The sequence below is a fragment of the Microbulbifer variabilis genome (assembly GCF_020524905.1).
GTDB classification, from domain to species: Bacteria; Pseudomonadota; Gammaproteobacteria; order Pseudomonadales; family Cellvibrionaceae; genus Microbulbifer; species Microbulbifer variabilis_A.
Genome location: NZ_JAIVKI010000021.1, coordinates 18,652 through 37,916, shown reverse-complemented (window position 1 = coordinate 37,916; position 19,265 = coordinate 18,652). Strand labels below are relative to the sequence as shown.

Below are 19,265 nucleotides of genomic sequence, written 5' to 3'. Positions count from 1 at the left end.
TCCGCTATACTGTGCGGCTCGATTTTATGAGGATGGGAAGATCGTTTTGGCCCAGGAGCGCGAACTAATTCGCGGGTTGCACAACCTGCGCCCCCGCCACCGGGGATGCGTGGCGACGATCGGCTCGTTCGATGGTGTACATCTCGGTCACCAGGCAATCATTGCCCAGTTGCAACAGCGCGCGCTGGAGTGGGGCCTTCCCTCAGTGGCCATTATTTTTGAGCCCCAGCCCCACGAGTTCTTTTCTGGTGAAAAAGCTCCCGCACGCCTGATGCGTTTTAAGGAAAAAGTGCTGGCTCTGTTCGACGCGGGCGTGGATCGGGTTTTGTGCCTGCAATTTAATGAAACTCTACGTGGACTCAGTGCCGAGGCTTTTATCCAGCGGATATTGCTCGACGGCCTGGGCATTCGCCATTTGGTGGTGGGCGATGATTTTCGTTTTGGCTGCGACCGAAATGGTGATTACAGTCTCCTGCAAGAGATGGGTACGCAGAGTGGCTTCACCGTGGAAGATACTGCGACTATAGAAATACGCGGTGCTCGGGTCAGCAGTACCCGTATTCGCGAAGCGCTACAGGACGGCGATTTTCTGTTGGCTGAGGCCCTCCTGGGGCGGCCCTACAAGATAACCGGCAGGGTAGCGCCTGGGCGTTCACTTGGGCGTCAGCTGGGCGCGCCCACGGCCAATGTGCGCCTGCATCGCTACCGTTCCCCATTGGTTGGCGTTTATACGGTGCGCACCACTGCCACCGATGGCTCCGAACTTGCCACGGTGCGCACCACTGCCACCGATGGCTCCGAACTTGCCACGGGGCGCCGAGAGATAGATGGCGTGGCCAATGTGGGATTTCGCCCCACTGTGGAGGGGGAGGGCGCACAGCCACTGCTGGAGGTGAACCTGTTTGATTTCAACGGCAATCTCTATGGGCGAGAACTCGCCGTGGAGTTCTGCCACAAGTTGCGCAATGAGGAGAAGTTCGCCTCGTTGGATATTCTCAAAGCCCGTATCGCTGAGGATATCGATAATGCCCGGCAGTGGTTTAGAAAAAACCCTCGACCGCTTCCATAAACTGAGACGACCTAATTTATTTTTCTACTAGAGCTGAAGTAGACACCCAATGACTGATTATAAAGCGACCCTGAATCTGCCTGAGACCGACTTCCCTATGCGCGGCAATTTGCCACAGCGTGAGCCGGCAATTCTGAAAAAATGGCAGGACACCAAGCTCTACGAAAAAATTCGCGAGGCGCGCGCCGGACGCGAGCAGTTTATCCTGCACGACGGCCCGCCCTATGCGAATGGCGATATTCATATTGGTCACTCAGTTAACAAAATTCTCAAAGACATCATTATTAAGTCGAAAACCTTGAGCGGTTTCGATGCTCCCTACGTACCCGGCTGGGACTGCCACGGCCTGCCTATTGAACACCGTGTAGAGAAAAAAATCGGCAAGGCTGGCACTAAGGTGGACCACAAGACCTTCCGCCAGAAATGCCGCGAGTATGCTGCCAAGCAGGTGGAAGGGCAGAAGAAAGATTTTGTACGCCTGGGTGTGTTTGGCGAATGGGATAACCCCTACCGCACCATGGATTTCCAGTTTGAGGGCGACATTATTCGCGCCCTCGGCCGCGTGGTGAAAAATGGCCATCTGGCGCGTGGATTCAAACCTGTGTACTGGAGTGTGGTGGGCGGTTCAGCACTAGCGGAAGCGGAAGTGGAGTATCAGGATAAGATTTCCTACTCCATTGATGTCTGCTACCCGGTAAGCGAAGAGGCAGATCTGGCGATTGCCGATGCCTCCGGTGGTCATGCGGGTGATGGCCCGCTGTCGGTGGTCATTTGGACTACAACACCCTGGACCCTGCCTTCTAGCCAGGCGGTTTCTGTTAATGGTGAGCTCGAATATGTGGTTGTGCAATCCGGCAAGCGTCGCCTGTTGGTTGCGGAAGCGCTGAAGGATGCAGTATTGGCCCGCGCGGGCCTCGAAGGGGAAGTTGTGGGGCGCATTCGCGGCGCCGCCCTGGAGTACTTGAAAGTGCACCATCCCTTCTATGACAAGCAATTGCCTATCGTACTCGGCGATCATGTCACCACAGATGCCGGTACCGGTTGTGTGCATACAGCCCCGGACCACGGCCCGGATGACTTCCAGGTGGGTAAGCGCTACGGCATTGAAACCCTCAACTACATTGATAATAACGGCGTCTACCGCGACAACGTGCCGCTTTTTGCCGGCGACCATGTCTACAAAGTGGATGACAAGATTGTTGCACTGCTTGAAGAGCGCGGTGTGCTGCTGCACAAGGGCAAACTGGAACACAGCTACCCGCATTGCTGGCGGACCAAGACTCCACTGATCTACCGTGCGACCCCTCAGTGGTTTATCAGCATGCAGCAAAATGACTTGTTGGAGCAGGCGCAGAAAGCGGCAGACAAGGTGCTGTGGATACCCGGTTGGGGCAAGGCTCGTATCGACTCAATGCTCGATGGTAGTCCAGATTGGTGTATCTCACGGCAGCGTACCTGGGGAGTGCCTATCGCCTTGTTCGTGAACAAAGAAACCCACGAGCTGCACCCGGAGTCCCCGGCGCTGATGGATAAAGTGGCCGCTCTGGTCGATGAAAAAGGTATGGATGTCTGGTTTGATCTGGATGCCCGTGATCTTCTTGGTGATGAGGCCGAACACTACGAGAAAGTGACCGATACCCTCGATGTCTGGTTTGACTCTGGCGTGACCCATTATGCCGTGCTGGAGCGTCGCGAAGGGCTACGCTTCCCCGCCGATTTGTACCTGGAAGGGTCCGACCAGCATCGCGGCTGGTTCCAATCCTCCCTGAAGACTTCCATCGCTATCAATGGCTGTGCACCCTACAAACAGGTACTGACCCACGGCTTCACCGTGGATGCCCAGGGGCGCAAAATGTCGAAGTCTATCGGCAATACCGTTGCCCCCCTGGATGTGATCAACAAATTGGGTGCAGATGTACTGCGCCTGTGGGTCTCGGCCACCGATTTCAGTGGTGAAATGGCCGTCTCCGATGAAATTCTCAAGCGCACCGCAGATTCTTATCGCCGTCTACGCAATACTGCGCGCTTCTTCCTGTCGAACCTGGCTGGTTTCGATCCACAGAAAGATCTGCTGCCGGAGGGTGAATTGCTGGCGCTGGATCGCTGGGCGCTGGATAAGGCTGCGCACCTGCAGGACGAGATTTTGGCGGCCTACGATAATTATCAGTTCCACCAGATTTACCAGAAGCTGCATAACTTCTGCGTAGTGGAAATGGGTGGTTTCTATCTGGATATCATCAAGGATCGCCAGTACACCACCAAGGAAGACAGTATCGCGCGTCGCTCGGCTCAGAGCGCGCTCTATCATATTGTGCAGGCGTTCGTGCGCTGGATAGCACCGATTCTGAGCTTTACTGCCGAGGAGTTGTGGCAGTTTATTCCAGGTAACAATGCCGATAGTGTCTTTATTGAAGAGTGGTATCCTCTGCCCAAGCTGCCGGTAGAGGCCAATAAAGGTGCAGAATACTGGGCCGAAATTGCCAAAGTGAAAACGGCGGTGAACAAGGTATTGGAAGAGCAGCGTACAGCCGGAGCCATCGGTGGATCTTTACAGGCGGCGGTTACTTTGTATGCCAGTGATGACCTGCGCGAGAAATTACTCGAGCTGGAAAATGAACTGCGCTTCGTACTGATTTGCTCTTCCACTTGTGTACAGCCTCTCAGCGATGCGGGGGGTGCCGAGACTACTGAGCTTGAAGGTCTCAAAATTGACGTGAGTAAGGTGGACCACCCCAAGTGTGCGCGTTGCTGGCACTACCGCGCGGATGTGGGGGAGAATAGTGATTACCCAGATATTTGCAGCCGCTGTGTGGAGAATGTGACGGGGAAAGGAGAGGTGAGGCACTATGCCTAAGACCAATCTTTTGTTCGGTCACCCCTGGCGCTGGTATTGGCTGGCACTGGCTGTAGTGGCCCTGGATGTCGCCACCAAAGTCTGGGCCGTGGGTGAGTTTATGCAGGGCCCGGCGATGCAGATTATTCCGGGGTTTCTGCAATTTACCTATGCGGAAAATTACGGTGCAGCTTTCAGTTTCCTGTCTGATGCAGGAGGCTGGCAGCGCTGGTTTTTCGGTGTGATTGCCCTAGGTTTTAGTACTGTTGTCACTATCTGGCTGTGGCGTCTTTCAGCATTGAAGCGCTGGGAGCCCTGTGCTCTAGCCCTGATTCTGGGCGGTGCTCTCGGTAATCTATGGGACCGCATTTTACTGGGTTATGTGCGGGACTTTATTTCCGTGTACTACGGCAGCTGGCATTTCCCGGTGTTTAATGTAGCGGATATGGGTATCAGTATCGGCGCAGCCATGCTGGTTATACAGTTGCTTTTCTTTGCAGAAAAAGACGGCGACAAGACAAAAAATAACGCGGAAGTTTAACGAACCATGAGTAATAGCGTTATCGGCGAACACAGCCGCGTAACTCTGCATTTCAGCCTAAAGCTGGATGACGGTACCGAAGTGGATTCCACATTCAAGGGCGATCCTGCCTCTTTCAGCGTGGGGGATGGCAGTCTCCTACCAGGCTTTGAAAAAGCCCTGTTCGGCCTCAAAGTCGGTGATGAAGCGGAAATTGAAATTCCTCCCGAGCTGGGTTTTGGTCAGCGCAATCCGGCCAATATGCAAAAGGTTCGCCGCGATAGCTTTTCCCCAGATATTGAACTGGAGCCAGGGTTGGTAGTGTCTTTTGATAATGGCAGTGGTGAATTGCCCGGAGTGATTCGCGAGATTGAAGAAGACGAAGTGACCGTTGATTTCAATCACCCGCTGGCAGGGCAGACCCTGAACTTCCACGTAAAAATCATCGCAGTGGATTCGATTCAATAGGGGGCGGCTTTCGCCCTTTGAACTGTTTTTCGAAAGAGTGCTGAAGTAAAAATGCAAATCCGACTGGCTAATCCCCGCGGTTTCTGTGCCGGCGTCGACCGCGCGATTGATATCGTCAACCGCGCCCTGGATGTTTTTGGAGCGCCCATCTATGTGCGCCACGAGGTAGTGCACAACAAGTTTGTGGTGGAGAGCCTGCGCGAGCGCGGCGCCGTGTTTGTGGATGAATTGTCGGAAGTGCCCGATGATGTCATCGTTATTTTCAGTGCTCACGGTGTATCCAAAGCCGTGCAGCAGGAGGCGGAAGATCGCAGTCTGCGCGTGTTCGATGCCACCTGCCCACTGGTTACCAAGGTGCACATTGAAGTCAGCAAGTTCAGCAGCGATGGCGCTGAGTGCATACTGATCGGCCACGCCGGCCACCCGGAAGTGGAAGGCACCATGGGCCAGTACGATGGCGCCGCCGGTGGCGCTATCTATCTGGTCGAAGACGAGGAGGATGTGGCTAACCTGCAGGTAAAAGACGAGAACAACCTCGCTTATGTAACCCAGACCACACTCTCTATGGACGACACTGCCCGTGTAATCGATGCCTTGCGCCAGCGTTTTCCCAAAATCTGCGGCCCGCGCAAGGACGACATCTGCTACGCCACTCAAAACCGTCAGGACGCTGTGCGGCAACTCGCCCTGGAGAGCGACTTGGTACTGGTTGTGGGCAGCCCCAATAGCTCCAACTCCAACCGCCTGCGTGAATTGGCTGAGCGCTGCGGCGCTGATGCCAAATTGATCGACGGCGCTGCCGATATTGATGCCGGTTGGCTCACCGGCAAAAAATCCATCGGCATCACCGCCGGCGCCTCGGCTCCAGAGGTGCTGGTGCAAGAGGTCATAAGCAAACTGCAACAGCTCGGCGCCAGCCTGCCTGAAGAGATGGATGGGCGTGAGGAGAATATTCGCTTTTCTTTGCCTAAGGAGCTGCGTTAAAAGGAGGGGGCTGAAACGAGAGTGGGAATATTAGCAATCACTTTCATCTGCTTCCTGAATTCTCATTCGCCCACCGCTGGATAAAATAAAGGCTTTTCCCTCGCTATTTTCTTGGCTGCAGATATGTAGAGTTCCCATTTGAAGAGCCCCTTGTGGAGAGCCCACCTTACGGCTCTCCCCTGTGCTTATAAAAGAAATATAATCCGCAACTGGTCTGTTTGTCTTAACTCGGACTTTTTCCTGAGGGCCACTGCTAAGAATCAACACCTCATCAGTACCCCTATTCCCGTCATTATCGTTGTCGGCAAAGATCTCCCAGCCCTGCTCCCAGCTCCCCATATTGCGCATGGTTACCCGTTGATTACGGGTAATGGCATTGGTGCGGGTTAGTTGCACAGAAGCAAAAAACTCCTCGGCTGCGGTTTGCAGCTGAGTGTTTTGCAGCATTTGTGTAAAGCTTGGCAGACCGATCAAAAGAAGTATCGATAATACCGCTAAGGTGATCAGTAACTCGAGTAGTGTAAAGCCCTGCTGAGTCATGTCCCCTCTCCATGGGTTATTAGACACAAGTCTCAGTTTATTGACCATTGAATCTGCTGGAATTGCCGCTTGTCGAGCCCCCTTGGTGTGGTGCTGACGGCAATGCTATTTTCGCAAATATAACTCTGGGAAAATTTCCCATCTAGATGCTTGGCGGCTGAGCAAACATAAAATTTTTGGTACAAATTGAGTAGGAATTTATGCGGTATAAGCAGAGCCAACAAAAATGCTGTTTGCTGCAGCGAGGTTTTACCCTGATTGAGCTGATGATCACACTCGTAGTATTGGCTGTGCTGTTAAGTATCGCAGCGCCAAGTTTTACAGACATGATTAATAATAATCGGTCTGTTGCGGTATCAGAGAATTTTATAGGAGCGCTCAGCTACGCTCGTTCAGAAGCGGTTAAGCGCGCTGCTCGGGTTTCTATTTGTGCGAGCACTGATGGAGTCAAGTGTTCTGCGGCCAATACTTGGTCGCAGGGCTGGATGGTATTTGTGGATACAGCTGGAACAGATAAAAGTGTAAATGTCGGAGTGGGGGAGATTTTGCGTACTTGGGAGGCTGGTGATAATGCGGCTATCAGTGTTAAGCAAGGTACCGATACAAACTTTATACGCTACACAAGCCTCGGTACCCTGGGTCGATTCAACGAGACTACGATTATTACAAAAGTGACCGACTGCACGGGTGCTAGTGCTCGCACACTGGTGATTAGTGGTTCCGGGGTACTTAATATAAATAAATCCAGCTGCTGAGGGTGAATTCTATGAAACTAATAAGTGGGCAGCGCGGCGTTGGACTTATTGAAGTCATGGTCACGGTATTGATCTTATCAACCTCCCTGCTGGGATTGGCCGCACTACAAAATAAAGCCTTGCAGTATAACCATAGCGCCTACATGCGCTCCCAGGCCAATATTCTAGCTTACGATATGTTGGAGCGGGTTCGGGCCAACCGCACAAAAGTCGCGGATTATAAATTGGCGGTAACCGCAAGCACTCCAACCAGCAGCTCTAGCCTAGCTGGGCAAGACTTAATTGAGTGGCGAGAGCTCTTGAAGCGTCAATTACCGAATGGTACCGGAGGAATTACCTGTGATAACGATGGTAATTGTACAGCGACCATTCGCTGGGGGGAGCAGGATTCCACCGCTGCTGATGGAACAACCAGTTTTGAATATATGACACGGATATAAATACAATGGGATTATTGAAGCAGAGGGGTATCTCCCTGATCGAACTAATGGTCTCGATCACAGTGGGCTTGGTATTAATGGCGGGTGTGATACAACTTTTCCTGTCCAGCAAGGTGACTTTTAGCACCCAGAGTGCCATTGCCCGGGTTCAGGAAACCGGGCGTTTAGCAATAGATTTTATCGCTGATGATCTGCGTATGGCGGGCTATATGGGCTGTGCCAATTTCGCAGAAAAACCCGTTGAAAATTATCTTAAGGATACTACAGGTCTTTTATATCGCTTTGATAAACCTATTGAGGGTATTGATGAAAATGTCACTGATACTGGCTATCCAAACCGTCTGAGCAACTCCGATGCCCTCATATTGCGCAGTGCCAATAGCAATATGGTTGGATTGCAAGGGACAAGTGAAAATGACCGTATTTATATAGAAAATACCGGTGTCGAAGAAAAAGGCTGCCCGAATGATAAAGATAAGTATAGCGGATTCTGTGAGGGCGATATTGTAGTGGTTGCCAGTTGCTCAAAAGGGATTGTTTTCCAAGCAACAAAATTTGAGTTCGCCAATAAGCTGCCAACCGATGATCTGCCGGAAGCAGTTCCGCAAGCCAAAGAAGAAGCAACGGTCGGTAAAGATGCGAAGTATTTGGTTATTTATCACGAAGTAAAGGACGGCTTTGATCCAGGTAATGATAATGGTAAAGGCGAATGGGCCGAAAGGGAAAATTTTGGGAGTGATTCGCAGTTACTAAGGGTAAACACCGTATTTTACTATGTTGCCAATAATGCCACTAGTGGCCGCCCCGGCCTTTTCCGCAAGGTCAATGATGAAGTGCAGGAATTATTGACAGGTGTCGAGGAGATGCAGCTGAAATATGGCCTGAATACGAATAGTGACCGCGCTCCCGATAAATTTGTGGATGCAAAGGATATCCCAGCAAGTGAGTGGGATAAAGTTACTGCGATTAAAGTGGAACTGTTGGTGGTCTCTACGGATGAAAATGCTTTAGATGAGCTGCAGAAATATACTTTCAACGGGAAATTGGTTACGGCACCAGATCGGAGGATGCGCCAAGTATTTACCAGCACCATTGCGATACGCGGTCGTATGCCATAACGGGAGTATTCAAGAATGCAAAGATTAGTTACCCCTATTAAGTTTTCACACCAGCAGGGCGCGACTCTTTTAGTTGGCCTGGTTATTTTACTGCTAATGACTTTTATTGGGCTCGCTGCGATTCGTGGCAGCGGCATGCAAGAATTAATGGCTGGTAATATGCGCGACCGCCAGCTGGCATTCCAGGCTGCGGAAGCGGGGCTAAGGATTGCCGAGGAAAATGTGAATGAGGAGATGGAAAAACCCGTAACTACTCTCTTTGATGGCTCAAATACTGGACACAAAGAAGAGTTAGACGGTTCCTCGAATACCGGCTATTGGCAGACCTATGATTGGAAACAAACTGCTACTGCAGATATTACTTTGAAGGGCGTGAAGAGCAAACCAGTCTATGTGGTTGAAAGAATTACCGAGCAGGTTTTAGCTACAGGAGCCAGTGGGGGAGCTATCGATTTTATCTCTCGACCTGATCCTGAGGAATATTATCGTGTAACCAGCCGCGGGGTGGGTGGTACAGATACCGCAATAGTAATCCTGCAATCAAACTTTAAGCCATTCTAAACTTTGTGCCTGGAAGCAGTATTATGTTGAATATAAAAAAATATTTAAAATATAGCTCCGTAGTGGTGTCTGCACTGATAACCCTGGGGGTGACACATTCGGCAGTCTCAATGGATCTCGCCCAGCAGCCGCTATTTTTACAGACTTCTGCTGATCCCAACATTATGTTTATCCTGGATGATTCGGGATCTATGCAGTTTGAGGTGACACCCTCGGACTATACCAATATATTCTCTAGCAATCGCTCAGTTTATTATGTTTATCCCGCTGCAACAGATGATGATAGCGCAAATGTAGAGTTTGAATCATGTATCTATAGTGAAACTAACACTTCGAAATGTGATTATTGGAATAATAGTAATCAATGGCAGGTCGTTCCTAAATTTGAAGCCGACAATCCTTGGGCAGCATTTTTTCGTTCTTCTCATAACAATAAGACCTATTATGATCCTGAGATCCGTTATACTCCTTGGGCAAAAAAAGATGGAACACTATGGGATGATGCATCACCAACTAAGGCCTACCATAATCCATTCAATAAAGCTAAAGGCTGGCGTAATTTAAAGAGAAATAATAAACAAAAAGCTAATTGTTGGATAAAAAAAGAAGCCATCGCCGGTTCTAGAGATAATTTATGCGAAAGTGGAGAAGTCACTTTTCGACCATCTACTTACTTCAAATATATTGGCCCTCCTGACGGAACTATTTCCAATGGCGCTTTATTAAATGTTGCGAACTATACTCGCGTTCAAATTAAAGGTAATAATTCTACCTATCCTAAAGGCGAGAAACGTACCGATTGCTCGGCAGAAAACTTCTGTACTTATCAAGAAGAAATACAAAATTTTGCCAATTGGTATAGCTACTACCGCTCACGTGTATTGATGTCAAGAGCGGGCATCGGTCAGGCTTTTGCTGCGCAGGGAGAGGGGCTTAGGGTTGGTTTTGGAAGTCTCAACTCCTCGAGTAGCACCGTTGATGGTGAAAGCACAGCGACCATAAAAAAAGGGGTTCGTGCATTTAAGGGGGATGACCGTTCTACCTTCTTTGACACACTCTATGGTATAGATATACCAGCGGCAGGCACACCCCTATTGACCGCTTTGGACAATGCAGGGAAGTATTATCAACGCAAGGATAATAAAGGACCTTGGTCGGGAGACCCCGGGGCTACAAATGATACTACGCCTCAGCTAGCTTGTAGGGCTGCCTATACCATTTTAATGACCGATGGTTATGGAAATGACTATTCATCTGTATCGGTTGCTAATTATGATAGCGATAATGGCGTGCCCTTTGCCGATACCCACGATGGTACCCTGGCAGATATTGCCATGAAATACTATGAAAATGACTTGCATCCAGGCCTAGCGGACCATCTACCTGTGAAAGAGAATGCATTGGACACTGCCACGTACCAGCATATGGTGACTTTTGGGGTGGCCCTTGGGGTGACTGGCGATATAAACCCCGCAGATGCATTCAAGGCTATCACTGATAAAACATCAATATTATGGAATGATCCTGACTATGAATATGCTAGTAACGCAACCAAGCTGGATGATTTACTACATGCTGCGGTCAATAGCCGCGGAGGTTTCTATAGTGCGGGTGATCCAACGACATTTGCCAGCCAGCTGAGCGCGGTACTCTCCGATATTAGTGGCAGATCCGGTTCGGCCTCGGCAGTTGCGGCCAACTCCACACGCTTGGGTACTGATACGGCGATTTTCCAGGCGCTGTTTGATTCCAATGATTGGAGTGGTGAGGTCCGTTCTATCAAGATGAATGAGGACGGCACTTTAAAAAGTATCTCTACTTGGAATACTTCCGAGTCTGGAAAAATTCCCACCAGCTCTCGAAAAATCAAAACCTATAACGCCAACTCAGCCACAGGCAGCAAAACAGTAGATTTCACCTGGGCATCTTTGAATGATACACAAAAGGAGGCGCTTAAAGGCGGAGATGATGAGACAGTTGCTAAGCAGCGCTTGAGCTGGGTTGCTGGCCAAACGGTTCAAGGTTTACGCAGCAGGTCTAAGTTACTCGGGGATATAGTCAATAGCACTCCGGTCCTGGCCGATAATCGTGATCAATATTTTTCCCTGCTACCGGCTAGCCTTGGGGGAAGCAGTTATGCCGACTACTTGAGTAATACCAAGAAGAGCAGTCGCACTGAGGTACTCTATGTGGGGGCTAACGATGGCATGTTGCACGGAATAAATGCCAGCACAGGTGCTGAGGTCTTTGCCTATGTGCCTAAGGGAATATATAGCAAACTAAAAAATCTTGCGGCAAGCGATTATGGCTCCGAGACAAATCCCCATCAGTATTTTGTGGACGGTCCTCTTTTTGTAGGGGATGCTTACTTCAAAAAGAACAATGCCGGCAGTGCTAAATGGATGAATATCCTGGTAGGTACTTATGGGGCTGGTGCCAAGGGTTTATTTGTTTTAGATGTCAGCGACCCAAGCAGCCCCGAGGTACTTTTCGAATTGGATGCTACAGCAGCAGGCTCCTATATTGGCAATATTTTAGGGCGTCCTTTGGTGGTCCCCACTGCGGCGGGCTGGAAGTTGATCTTTGGTAACGGTTATAAATCCTCAAAGGATATGGCGAGCCTGGTAGTTGTTGATCTGGCAAACCCGAATAATTTCAAGGTGATCCCAACTTCTGATAATAAAGACAATGGTTTGGCCGAGCCCTCCCTATTGATCGATGCTAAGGGTTTGGTTAATACCGCCTATGCGGGAGATCTTCTGGGTAATCTGTGGAAGTTCGATCTTAGTGATAGTGACATGAGTAAATGGGATGTGTCACTCCGTGACGGTGATAGTGATGACGCACCACGTCTTCCTCTCTTTACGGCAACAGACGTTAATGGCAATCCACAGTCTATTACTGCTGCTCCCACTCTTGGCGCTAATCCCCGATCCAGTGACTCAATTATGGTGTATTTTGGTACCGGTCAGTATATGGCGAGTACCGATAATGCTGCTGGTACGGTGATCAATAGTTTCTATGCCTTAGAGGATACAGGAGAAAGGCTTGAGTTCATGTCTGTTAACAACACAGGTGGTAACTCTCTGGATAAGCGCACTAGCCTATTGATGGAAAAAAAGATCGTGGAGTCGGGTAACTCTCGTACAATCTCTAAAGATAAGGATGAGTGGTGGGGGGATGATCTAGGAAATAAGAAGGGTTGGTTCCTGGATTTTGGTGCTGTAAATTACGGCGATAGCGGAGATAAAGGTACTACTGGGGAGCGTATTATCAGTAAGCCACTGCTTGTGCGCGATCGACTGATTTTCCCGACCTTGGTTACCTCTAGTGATCCCTGTGATTATGGCGCTACAGGTTGGACTATGGAGTTGGTGGGTGTTGGAGATACCCGTTTTATCAACGACGGTATCTTGGACAACCCAAATTCAAAGCAAGCTAGCGCGAGCACAGGTTTCTCTGGCTATATAATCGCCGGACGTAAAGTCTATGTGCCATTTTCGGAGACCTCTGGTGAATATGGGAATCATACCGGTGAAATCACTACACCTTCTGAGCGCTTGTCCTGGAGAAAATTTTAACAATGTCTACGATTAAGATAATTAAATTGAATAAGAGTCATGGTTTCACCTTGATAGAGCTGATGATTGTGGTTGCGGTTATAGGTATTATTTCCGCTATCGCTTATCCGTCTTATATGGAATCTGTACGTAAGAGTAATCGCTCTGAAGCAAAAGCAATCCTCAATGATGTGGCGCAGCGTTTGCAGCGCTGCTTTACTGCTTACAGTTCTTATGATGATTATACAAACTGTAGTGTTGCAGCGGATTTACAAAATAATAAGAGTATCGATTCGGAGAATAATTATTATTCCATTACAGGAGTTTTGAGCGCGACTACTTATACGCTAACTGCGGCACCAGTTTCTGGTTCTATTCAAGGCGGGGATAGTGCATGTACTGGCTTTACTTTGACTCAGGCTGGTGTGAAGACCGCTACGGGCAGTAATTCTAGTAACTGTTGGTAGCTTGCGTATTTCTTAAAATTTTCGGGCTCGGTAAAAAAATACCCGGCCCTTTTTATATCTTTAGGTTTCCAGCCCCAACTTCTTCAATCGATAACGTAGAGAGCGAAAACTGATACCCAACTTCTGGGCTGCGGCAGTGCGGTTCCAGCGGGTTTTGGTAAGCGCGCTCTCTATCGCTTCTTTCTCTATATCCTGCAGAAACTCATCCAGTGATTTGTACTGGCTGCTATCAAAGCAGTTGCTATTTTCCAGCTGATTTTCGGATAAGATTTCACTTTCTATCGCAGTGGAAAAGGCCTCTCGTTCCTGCGGTTTCTCATCCTTTTCCAGAAACAGGTCTTCACAGCGAATTTCCTGTTGGTCACATAGGGTAAAAGCGCGCTCTAAGATATTTTCTAGTTGGCGTACATTACCAGGGAAGGGATAGGTCCGTAGGGCTTGCATGGCATCGGAGGTGATGCCGGGAGGAATTTCGCCTGAAATGTTGGCTATGCGCTGCATGATGGCATCGACTAGCAAGGGGATGTCTTCACTACGCTCGCGCAATGGCGGAGTTAATATTTCGATGACATTGATACGGTAATAGAGGTCACTGCGAAAGCGTCCCTCATTGACTTCCTTTGCCAAGTCCTTGTGTGTTGCACTGAGGATACGTACATCGATTGGGATTTCCTGGTTTGCGCCGATAGGGCGGATACGTTTTTCCTGTATCGCGCGCAAAAGCTTTACTTGCATATCTAGGGGCAGGTCGGCTACCTCGTCAAGAAATAGTGTGCCTCCTTGGGCACTTTGTAGTAAGCCGGCCTTATCTTTGTGTGCGCCGGTAAAGCTGCCTTTTTTGTGCCCGAAGAACTCGCTCTCCATTAGCTCGGCGGGAATGGCGCCGCAGTTAATGGGTACAAACGGTTTGTCTGCGCGAGCCCCTTGGGCGTGGATGGCACGAGCGGCCAGCTCTTTGCCGGAACCTGACTCACCACTAATATAAACCGGAGCATCACTACGCGCGACTTTGGCAATTTGCTCGCGCAGCTTGCGCATATTTGGCGCTTCTCCCAAAAGCAACTGCTCTGAACTCTTGCTTAGTTTTGGGTCGCGCTCCCGATTTAGCCGCAGGGCCAGTTGGGCGAGGTTGCGCAGTCGTTCCAAGTCGACCGGTTTACTGACAAAATCAAAAGCACCGAGCTTCAGCGCTTTGATGGCGGTATCCATATTGCCGTGGGCGGTAATCACTGCGATGGGCAGCTCTCGATGAACGCCACTCTGGATATGCTCCACCAATTGCAAGCCATCGCCGTCGGGTAGGCGCAGGTCGGTAAGGCAGAAGTCGTAGTGGTTTTCTGTAAGCAAGCGCGTTGCCTCCGCGAGGTTGGCTGCGGTGTGGCAGTTCACATCCATGCGCTGCAGAGTGAGTGTGATTAGTTTGCAGATATCCGGTTCGTCATCGACAACCAGGGCCAGAGGTAGCATCAATTCTCTGTCTTTTCTTGTTTTGTGGAGATTGTGGGCAAAGGTGCCGATTCTGATTATGTCAGAAATTCTTTACGAATAATCCCATACATTTTGGGAAAAATTTCTGAGTAGAATCAAGTCACATCGATTTAGTGAGCAAATTCAACCCTGAAGCAGCTCATATCATCATCACTACGGCAATGATAGAGATTTGCCTGGTTGGTTTCACATAGTTCCCGGGCAATATAGAGGCCCAACCCGCTGCTCCGATTGCCGGTGGTGAAAAAAGGCTCGAAAACCTTGTCACGATGCTCCTGTGGAACACCAGGTCCTCTATCTTTCACATCCAGTTGAGTACATCCCCTCTCTGGATTGTAGTACACACGGATCTCGGCCTGGCGCTCGCCGGTAGCCGCTTGTGAGTGGCGCAGAGCATTGTCGGTGAGGTTGGTGACCACCTGAGCCATTTGTGCTGCATCAAACCTTGCACTCAGAGTTTGTGATGGTAAGTCGAGTTCGACTCGATCGCCCTTATCAGAGCCGGCGTTGTAATCCAGCATAATTTGTTGCAGCCAGCTACATATATTGTGTTCCTGGGGATTGCCGGCCCGACGTTGGGATAATTGCATAACGTTTTCAACGATCTGGTTCACCCGTTGGCACTGCCTGCAAATGATCTCGGTTAGATGGTGATCCTCCTCGCGCAACTGGGAGGATTCTGACAACAGCTGGGCGGCATGACTGATAGCTGATAGTGGATTGCGAATTTCATGGGCGATGGAGGCGGTGAGGTGCCCGAGAGAAGCGAGCTTCAATTTCTGCGCGGCTTCCGCCAGTTTGCGGTTGTCTTCCATGAATACCAGTGTGCTGCTGCCACTTTCATGCTTGAGCTTGGCGAAGTTTAAGTGCAGTTCTCTGCCATTTTCCGCTTGCAGCAGCGGAGTATCGGGCCCCTCATCGTTGCGCCATTGACGGATGGAGTGGAGTAACGAGCTTCCCACCTTACTTTCGGGTTGTAGATGTTCTCCCAGGAGCCGTCGGGCAGCCTGGTTGACGAGCTCGGGTTGGCCGCCGGGTCCCATCACCAGAACCCCAGTACCCATGCGCTCAATAATCTGCTGAGCCAGCCGTTGTAAGTGCGCTGCTTGGCGACTCTGCTGGTCCGCACGCATATTGGCGCTGCGGATGCGTGCAGACAAATACTGGAGTGCGCTTACGGTGGCAAATAATAGTAATCCCAAGCTTCCTGCAGCGACAATATCCTGGCTAGTTCCCTGGCCTGATATCAAATTGTACAACTGCAGGCCGATCACCCCGAGGCTGGCCAGCGCTGCGAAGAAGGCACTCATACGACGGTCCAAGAGGATGGAGCCGATAGAACAATTAATTAGCAGTAGATAGCCGAGGCCCGAGTTCAGCCCGCCACTGGATTCAATCAATAAGAGGAAAACCAAAATGTCACAGGCCAGAATAATCCCGACTTGCCCTGTACCCACTTGATAAGCCCGCTGGCGTAAAAAAATTAGCCAACCAAAATTAAGAATGGAATACACCACAACTGTGTATAGGAAAAGTAGCGGCGCATCATCGCCAAAAGCACCGGCGCCGATATCTGAATAGAAAACGCCCAGTAATACCAGGGCGATAGACAGCCGGTAAATTGCACAGATGCGCAATAATTCATGGTGTTGAAAAGAAGGGGGTGTACTGGTGTTGTTGGCACTACTCAAGATGTCTTCCCGGTTTGTTGTTGTGGCGGCCGCTGCTGTTACAGCCCACAGGGGGTACAATGGCGGCCTGTCTTGTCCGAGGTTTAACCATGTCTACTTTGCAGCTAGTGCTGGCACAAATCAATTCTCTCGTAGGAGATATTCCCGGTAATACCGCCCGAGTTATTGAGATGGCCAACAGGGCCCACCGCGAGTTGGGCGCCGATTTGGTTCTGTTCCCAGAATTGACTCTGTGTGGCTACTCTCCGGAGGATTTGCTGCTGCGCCCCAGTATGCAAACCCGTATTGATGCGGCACTGGAAGCGTTGAAAGCGGTACAGCTGCCCTGTGCGATTCTGGTTGGCTACCCCCGCCATCGCAATGGCAGGTTGTTTAATATGGCTGGCCTGATTGCCGATGGGGAGTTAGTGGCGGAGTACGCCAAGCAAAAGCTACCGAACTATCAGGTATTTGATGAAAAGCGCTACTTCACCAAGGGGGATGGGCCCTGTGTGGTGGAGATTAAGGGGATCCCGGTTGGCTTTAGTATTTGTGAGGATATCTGGCATCCAGAGCCTTTACAAAAGACCGTAGAGGCCGGGGCTAAGTTGATTCTGAATATCAACGCTTCCCCCTTCCATCGTGGTAAGGCTCTGCAGCGTCAGGAGTTGATAACCAGGCAAGCGCGTGCGGTTGAAACGCCGATTGTTTATGTGAATTGGTGTGGAGGCCAGGATGAACTGGTTTTCGATGGGGGCTCCATGGCCGTCGATGCTCAGGGGCAGGTCTGTGCTAGGGCAGAAGAATTTGCGGAGCAATTATTACCCGTATCGGTTTCTCAGCAGAGCGGTAGAGTGACTTTATTGCCCGGCGAGGTGGCCCCTCTTATGGGGGATCTGGCTTCGGTTTACCAGGCGCTGGTGTTGGGGGTGCGCGACTATGTCAATAAGAACGGCTTCAACGGTGTGGTGCTGGGGCTCTCAGGCGGCATTGACTCTGCTCTGACTCTGGCGATTGCCGTGGATGCGCTGGGCAAAGACCGGGTTGAAGCGGTGATGATGCCATTCCACTACACCTCGGACCTGAGTAAGACGGATGCTGCCGATCAGGCCCAACGCCTGGGTGTCGATTATCGAGAGATAGGAATTGAGCCGGTTTTCGATGCCTTCATGGGGGCTTTGGCGGAAGAATTTGCCGGCAGTGAAAGGGATACCACCGAGGAAAATCTACAGGCACGAACTCGTGGGGTGCTATTGATGGCTATCTCCAACAAGAAGGGGGCCATGGTGCTGACCACCGGCAATAAGAGTGAAATGGCGGTCGGTTATGCCACCCTATACGGAGATATGGTGGGTGGCTTTAACGCTTTAAAAGACGTGCCCAAGGTATTGGTGTTTGAGTTGGCGCGCTACCGCAATACGGTCTCAGAGGTCATACCAGAGACCGTCATTACACGACCACCAAGCGCTGAGTTGGCTCCCGATCAAGCGGATACTGATAGTCTGCCCCCCTATGAAGTGTTAGATGAGATTCTGAATCTCTACGTCGATAGGGATTACAGTGCGGAGCAGATCATCAAGCAGGGCTTTGAACGCAGCATTGTAGAGCGGGTGGTGCGCCTGGTGGCGCGCAATGAATACAAGCGCCGCCAAGCTGCTGTGGGGGTTCGGATTTCCGAGCGAGGCTTCGGGCGGGATCGTCGCTATCCGATTACCAACGGTTGGAAGGCTGGAGAATAAGCCAGCCCAGAACGTAAAAACGGCGCTATAAGGCGCCGTTTTTACGTTTAACAGGGGTGCTTACATCAGCTCTGGTGGGAGGGGAGCCTCACCGCGATTGTACTCGGGGTTGTAAAGCTCACGGCTGTCGAAGCCTTGTGGGTCAGACTTCTCAAACAGCCCCAGAGTTACACGGTGGACCAGGCTGCGACCACTGGCGCCCTTGAAGAAGGCGTAGTTGAAGGTGCCATCTTCATTGAAAGCCGGATGCTTGGGGTAGTTGTTGCGCAGCACGCTCAGAGCGTTGGCCTCCAGCTCGGGCATCTCCATCAAGTGGTAGCCCTGAACCATTACCGCGAGCGCATCGGGCACAGCCGGGGTCTGCTGGAAGTTTTCCACAACGTAGCGGCCGCGGTTGGCGGCGGCGAGGTAGGCGCCGCGTTTGAAGTAGTAGTTGGCCACGTGAATCTCATAGCGGGCCAGCAGGTTGCGCAGGTGAATCATGCGTTTCTGCGCATCTGCGGCGTAGCGGCTCTCTGGATAGCGGGCCATCAGCTGTGAGAAGTAGGCGAAGGACTCGCGTGCAGCGCCAGGGTCGCGATTGGTCAGATCGGTGGGCATAAAGCGCTCAAACAGGCCGGTACCCTCGGTGAAGGAGGAGAGTCCCTTCATGTAATAGGCGTAATCGACATTGCGGTGTTGCGGGTGCAGGCGAATAAAACGATCTGCAGCGGCGATGGCGGCATCGTTCTCATAATTGCGGTAGTAGGCGTAGATCAACTCCAGCTGGGCCTGCTCGGCGTAGTTGCCGAAGGGGAAGTTGTCTTCCAGGGCGCGCAGGTTTTTGATCGCCAGGTCCCATTGGCTGGTACGCAGTTGCCGCTGGGCAGCCTCGTAGAAGGCCTGCTCAGTCCGGTTGCCGGTGGGCAGCCCCTTTTCTGAATCATCGGTGTTGGCGCAGGCAACCATTATTGCGGACACCAAGGCCAGCCACAGCATTTTCCAGGCTTGTATAGCCCCTCGCTCTATCATTCTCACACTCTACCTTATTAAACTATCCGCCAAGATTAATCT

At 50.8% G+C, this 19,265-nt stretch carries 16 protein-coding genes; 12 read left to right on the top strand and 4 right to left on the bottom strand.

What is annotated here, in order from left to right; translation table 11 throughout:
• Positions 1-46: 46 nt before the first annotated feature.
• The 5 genes from ribF to ispH are packed head-to-tail and all read left to right on the top strand — an operon-like array spanning position 47 to position 5,874.
• Complete coding sequence (ribF, locus tag LC073_RS18450; protein ID WP_226648792.1) at positions 47-1,069, top strand: bifunctional riboflavin kinase/FAD synthetase; 1,023 nt, start codon at positions 47-49, stop codon at positions 1,067-1,069.
• A 49-nt stretch (positions 1,070-1,118) separates the two neighbouring features.
• The gene (gene ileS / locus LC073_RS18445; protein ID WP_226648791.1) at positions 1,119-3,923 is read left to right on the top strand and encodes an isoleucine--tRNA ligase; all 2,805 of its coding nucleotides are present in this window, start codon (positions 1,119-1,121) and stop codon (positions 3,921-3,923) included.
• On the top strand, positions 3,916-4,443 hold the full coding sequence (lspA, locus tag LC073_RS18440) for a signal peptidase II (protein ID WP_226648790.1): 528 nt from the start codon (positions 3,916-3,918) through the stop codon (positions 4,441-4,443). Before ileS ends, lspA begins: the two co-directional genes overlap by 8 nt.
• Before the next feature lie 6 nt (positions 4,444-4,449).
• Entirely contained in the window at positions 4,450-4,890 is a 441-nt protein-coding gene (locus LC073_RS18435) for an FKBP-type peptidyl-prolyl cis-trans isomerase (RefSeq protein WP_226648789.1), read from the top strand.
• Between the two features lie 51 nt (positions 4,891-4,941).
• A complete protein-coding gene (gene ispH, locus LC073_RS18430; protein WP_226648788.1) occupies positions 4,942-5,874 on the top strand; it encodes a 4-hydroxy-3-methylbut-2-enyl diphosphate reductase in 933 nt (310 codons plus the stop codon).
• A 30-nt stretch (positions 5,875-5,904) separates the two neighbouring features.
• Here the strand turns inward: ispH and LC073_RS18425 are convergent, their stop codons facing one another.
• Positions 5,905-6,414 carry a GspH/FimT family pseudopilin gene (locus LC073_RS18425; protein ID WP_226648787.1) on the bottom strand — a complete coding sequence of 170 codons (510 nt, stop codon included), beginning with the start codon at positions 6,412-6,414 and terminating at the stop codon, positions 5,905-5,907.
• Positions 6,415-6,614: 200 nt separating this feature from the next.
• Between LC073_RS18425 and LC073_RS18420 the strand changes: the two genes are divergently transcribed.
• From LC073_RS18420 to LC073_RS18390, 6 genes are read left to right on the top strand one after another with little or no spacing between them, the layout of a single operon-like run.
• Entirely contained in the window at positions 6,615-7,169 is a 555-nt protein-coding gene (locus tag LC073_RS18420) for a GspH/FimT family pseudopilin (protein WP_226648786.1), read from the top strand.
• A gap of 11 nt (positions 7,170-7,180) precedes the next feature.
• On the top strand, positions 7,181-7,609 hold the full coding sequence (gene pilV / locus LC073_RS18415) for a type IV pilus modification protein PilV (RefSeq protein WP_226648785.1): 429 nt from the start codon (positions 7,181-7,183) through the stop codon (positions 7,607-7,609).
• 5 nt (positions 7,610-7,614) lie between these two features.
• A complete protein-coding gene (locus LC073_RS18410) occupies positions 7,615-8,727 on the top strand; it encodes a PilW family protein (protein ID WP_226648784.1) in 1,113 nt (370 codons plus the stop codon).
• A 15-nt stretch (positions 8,728-8,742) separates the two neighbouring features.
• Positions 8,743-9,288, top strand: a complete 546-nt coding sequence (locus tag LC073_RS18405) for a PilX N-terminal domain-containing pilus assembly protein (protein ID WP_226648783.1) — start codon at positions 8,743-8,745, stop codon at positions 9,286-9,288.
• Between the two features lie 23 nt (positions 9,289-9,311).
• On the top strand, positions 9,312-12,869 hold the full coding sequence (locus LC073_RS18400; RefSeq protein WP_226648782.1) for a pilus assembly protein: 3,558 nt from the start codon (positions 9,312-9,314) through the stop codon (positions 12,867-12,869).
• A gap of 2 nt (positions 12,870-12,871) precedes the next feature.
• The gene (locus LC073_RS18390; RefSeq protein WP_319004742.1) at positions 12,872-13,315 is read left to right on the top strand and encodes a type IV pilin protein; all 444 of its coding nucleotides are present in this window, start codon (positions 12,872-12,874) and stop codon (positions 13,313-13,315) included.
• 60 nt (positions 13,316-13,375) lie between these two features.
• Here the strand turns inward: LC073_RS18390 and LC073_RS18385 are convergent, their stop codons facing one another.
• Together LC073_RS18385 and LC073_RS18380 are read right to left on the bottom strand one after the other, a co-directional pair.
• Entirely contained in the window at positions 13,376-14,782 is a 1,407-nt protein-coding gene (locus LC073_RS18385; RefSeq protein ID WP_226648830.1) for a sigma-54-dependent transcriptional regulator, read from the bottom strand.
• A 131-nt stretch (positions 14,783-14,913) separates the two neighbouring features.
• Complete coding sequence (locus LC073_RS18380; protein ID WP_226648781.1) at positions 14,914-16,494, bottom strand: sensor histidine kinase; 1,581 nt, start codon at positions 16,492-16,494, stop codon at positions 14,914-14,916.
• Between the two features lie 89 nt (positions 16,495-16,583).
• On the opposite strand from LC073_RS18380, the gene LC073_RS18375 reads away from it, so the two are divergent.
• On the top strand, positions 16,584-18,212 hold the full coding sequence (locus LC073_RS18375; protein WP_226648780.1) for an NAD+ synthase: 1,629 nt from the start codon (positions 16,584-16,586) through the stop codon (positions 18,210-18,212).
• A 60-nt stretch (positions 18,213-18,272) separates the two neighbouring features.
• Here LC073_RS18375 and LC073_RS18370 read toward each other — a convergent pair whose 3' ends face one another.
• A complete protein-coding gene (locus LC073_RS18370) occupies positions 18,273-19,223 on the bottom strand; it encodes an outer membrane protein assembly factor BamD (protein WP_226648779.1) in 951 nt (316 codons plus the stop codon).
• Positions 19,224-19,265 lie beyond the last annotated feature (42 nt).

Bases quoted from the DNA above. Each gene is read 5' to 3' on its own strand.
- ileS (WP_226648791.1), top strand. From the start codon at position 1,119: ATGACTGATTATAAAGCGACCCTGAATCTGCCTGAGACCGACTTCCCT.
- lspA (WP_226648790.1), top strand. From the start codon at position 3,916: ATGCCTAAGACCAATCTTTTGTTCGGTCACCCCTGGCGCTGGTATTGG.
- LC073_RS18435 (WP_226648789.1), top strand. From the start codon at position 4,450: ATGAGTAATAGCGTTATCGGCGAACACAGCCGCGTAACTCTGCATTTC.
- ispH (WP_226648788.1), top strand. From the start codon at position 4,942: ATGCAAATCCGACTGGCTAATCCCCGCGGTTTCTGTGCCGGCGTCGAC.
- LC073_RS18425 (WP_226648787.1), bottom strand. From the start codon at position 6,414: ATGACTCAGCAGGGCTTTACACTACTCGAGTTACTGATCACCTTAGCG.
- LC073_RS18420 (WP_226648786.1), top strand. From the start codon at position 6,615: ATGCGGTATAAGCAGAGCCAACAAAAATGCTGTTTGCTGCAGCGAGGT.
- pilV (WP_226648785.1), top strand. From the start codon at position 7,181: ATGAAACTAATAAGTGGGCAGCGCGGCGTTGGACTTATTGAAGTCATG.
- LC073_RS18410 (WP_226648784.1), top strand. From the start codon at position 7,615: ATGGGATTATTGAAGCAGAGGGGTATCTCCCTGATCGAACTAATGGTC.
- LC073_RS18405 (WP_226648783.1), top strand. From the start codon at position 8,743: ATGCAAAGATTAGTTACCCCTATTAAGTTTTCACACCAGCAGGGCGCG.
- LC073_RS18400 (WP_226648782.1), top strand. From the start codon at position 9,312: ATGTTGAATATAAAAAAATATTTAAAATATAGCTCCGTAGTGGTGTCT.
- LC073_RS18390 (WP_319004742.1), top strand. From the start codon at position 12,872: ATGTCTACGATTAAGATAATTAAATTGAATAAGAGTCATGGTTTCACC.
- LC073_RS18385 (WP_226648830.1), bottom strand. From the start codon at position 14,782: ATGCTACCTCTGGCCCTGGTTGTCGATGACGAACCGGATATCTGCAAA.
- LC073_RS18375 (WP_226648780.1), top strand. From the start codon at position 16,584: ATGTCTACTTTGCAGCTAGTGCTGGCACAAATCAATTCTCTCGTAGGA.
- LC073_RS18370 (WP_226648779.1), bottom strand. From the start codon at position 19,223: ATGATAGAGCGAGGGGCTATACAAGCCTGGAAAATGCTGTGGCTGGCC.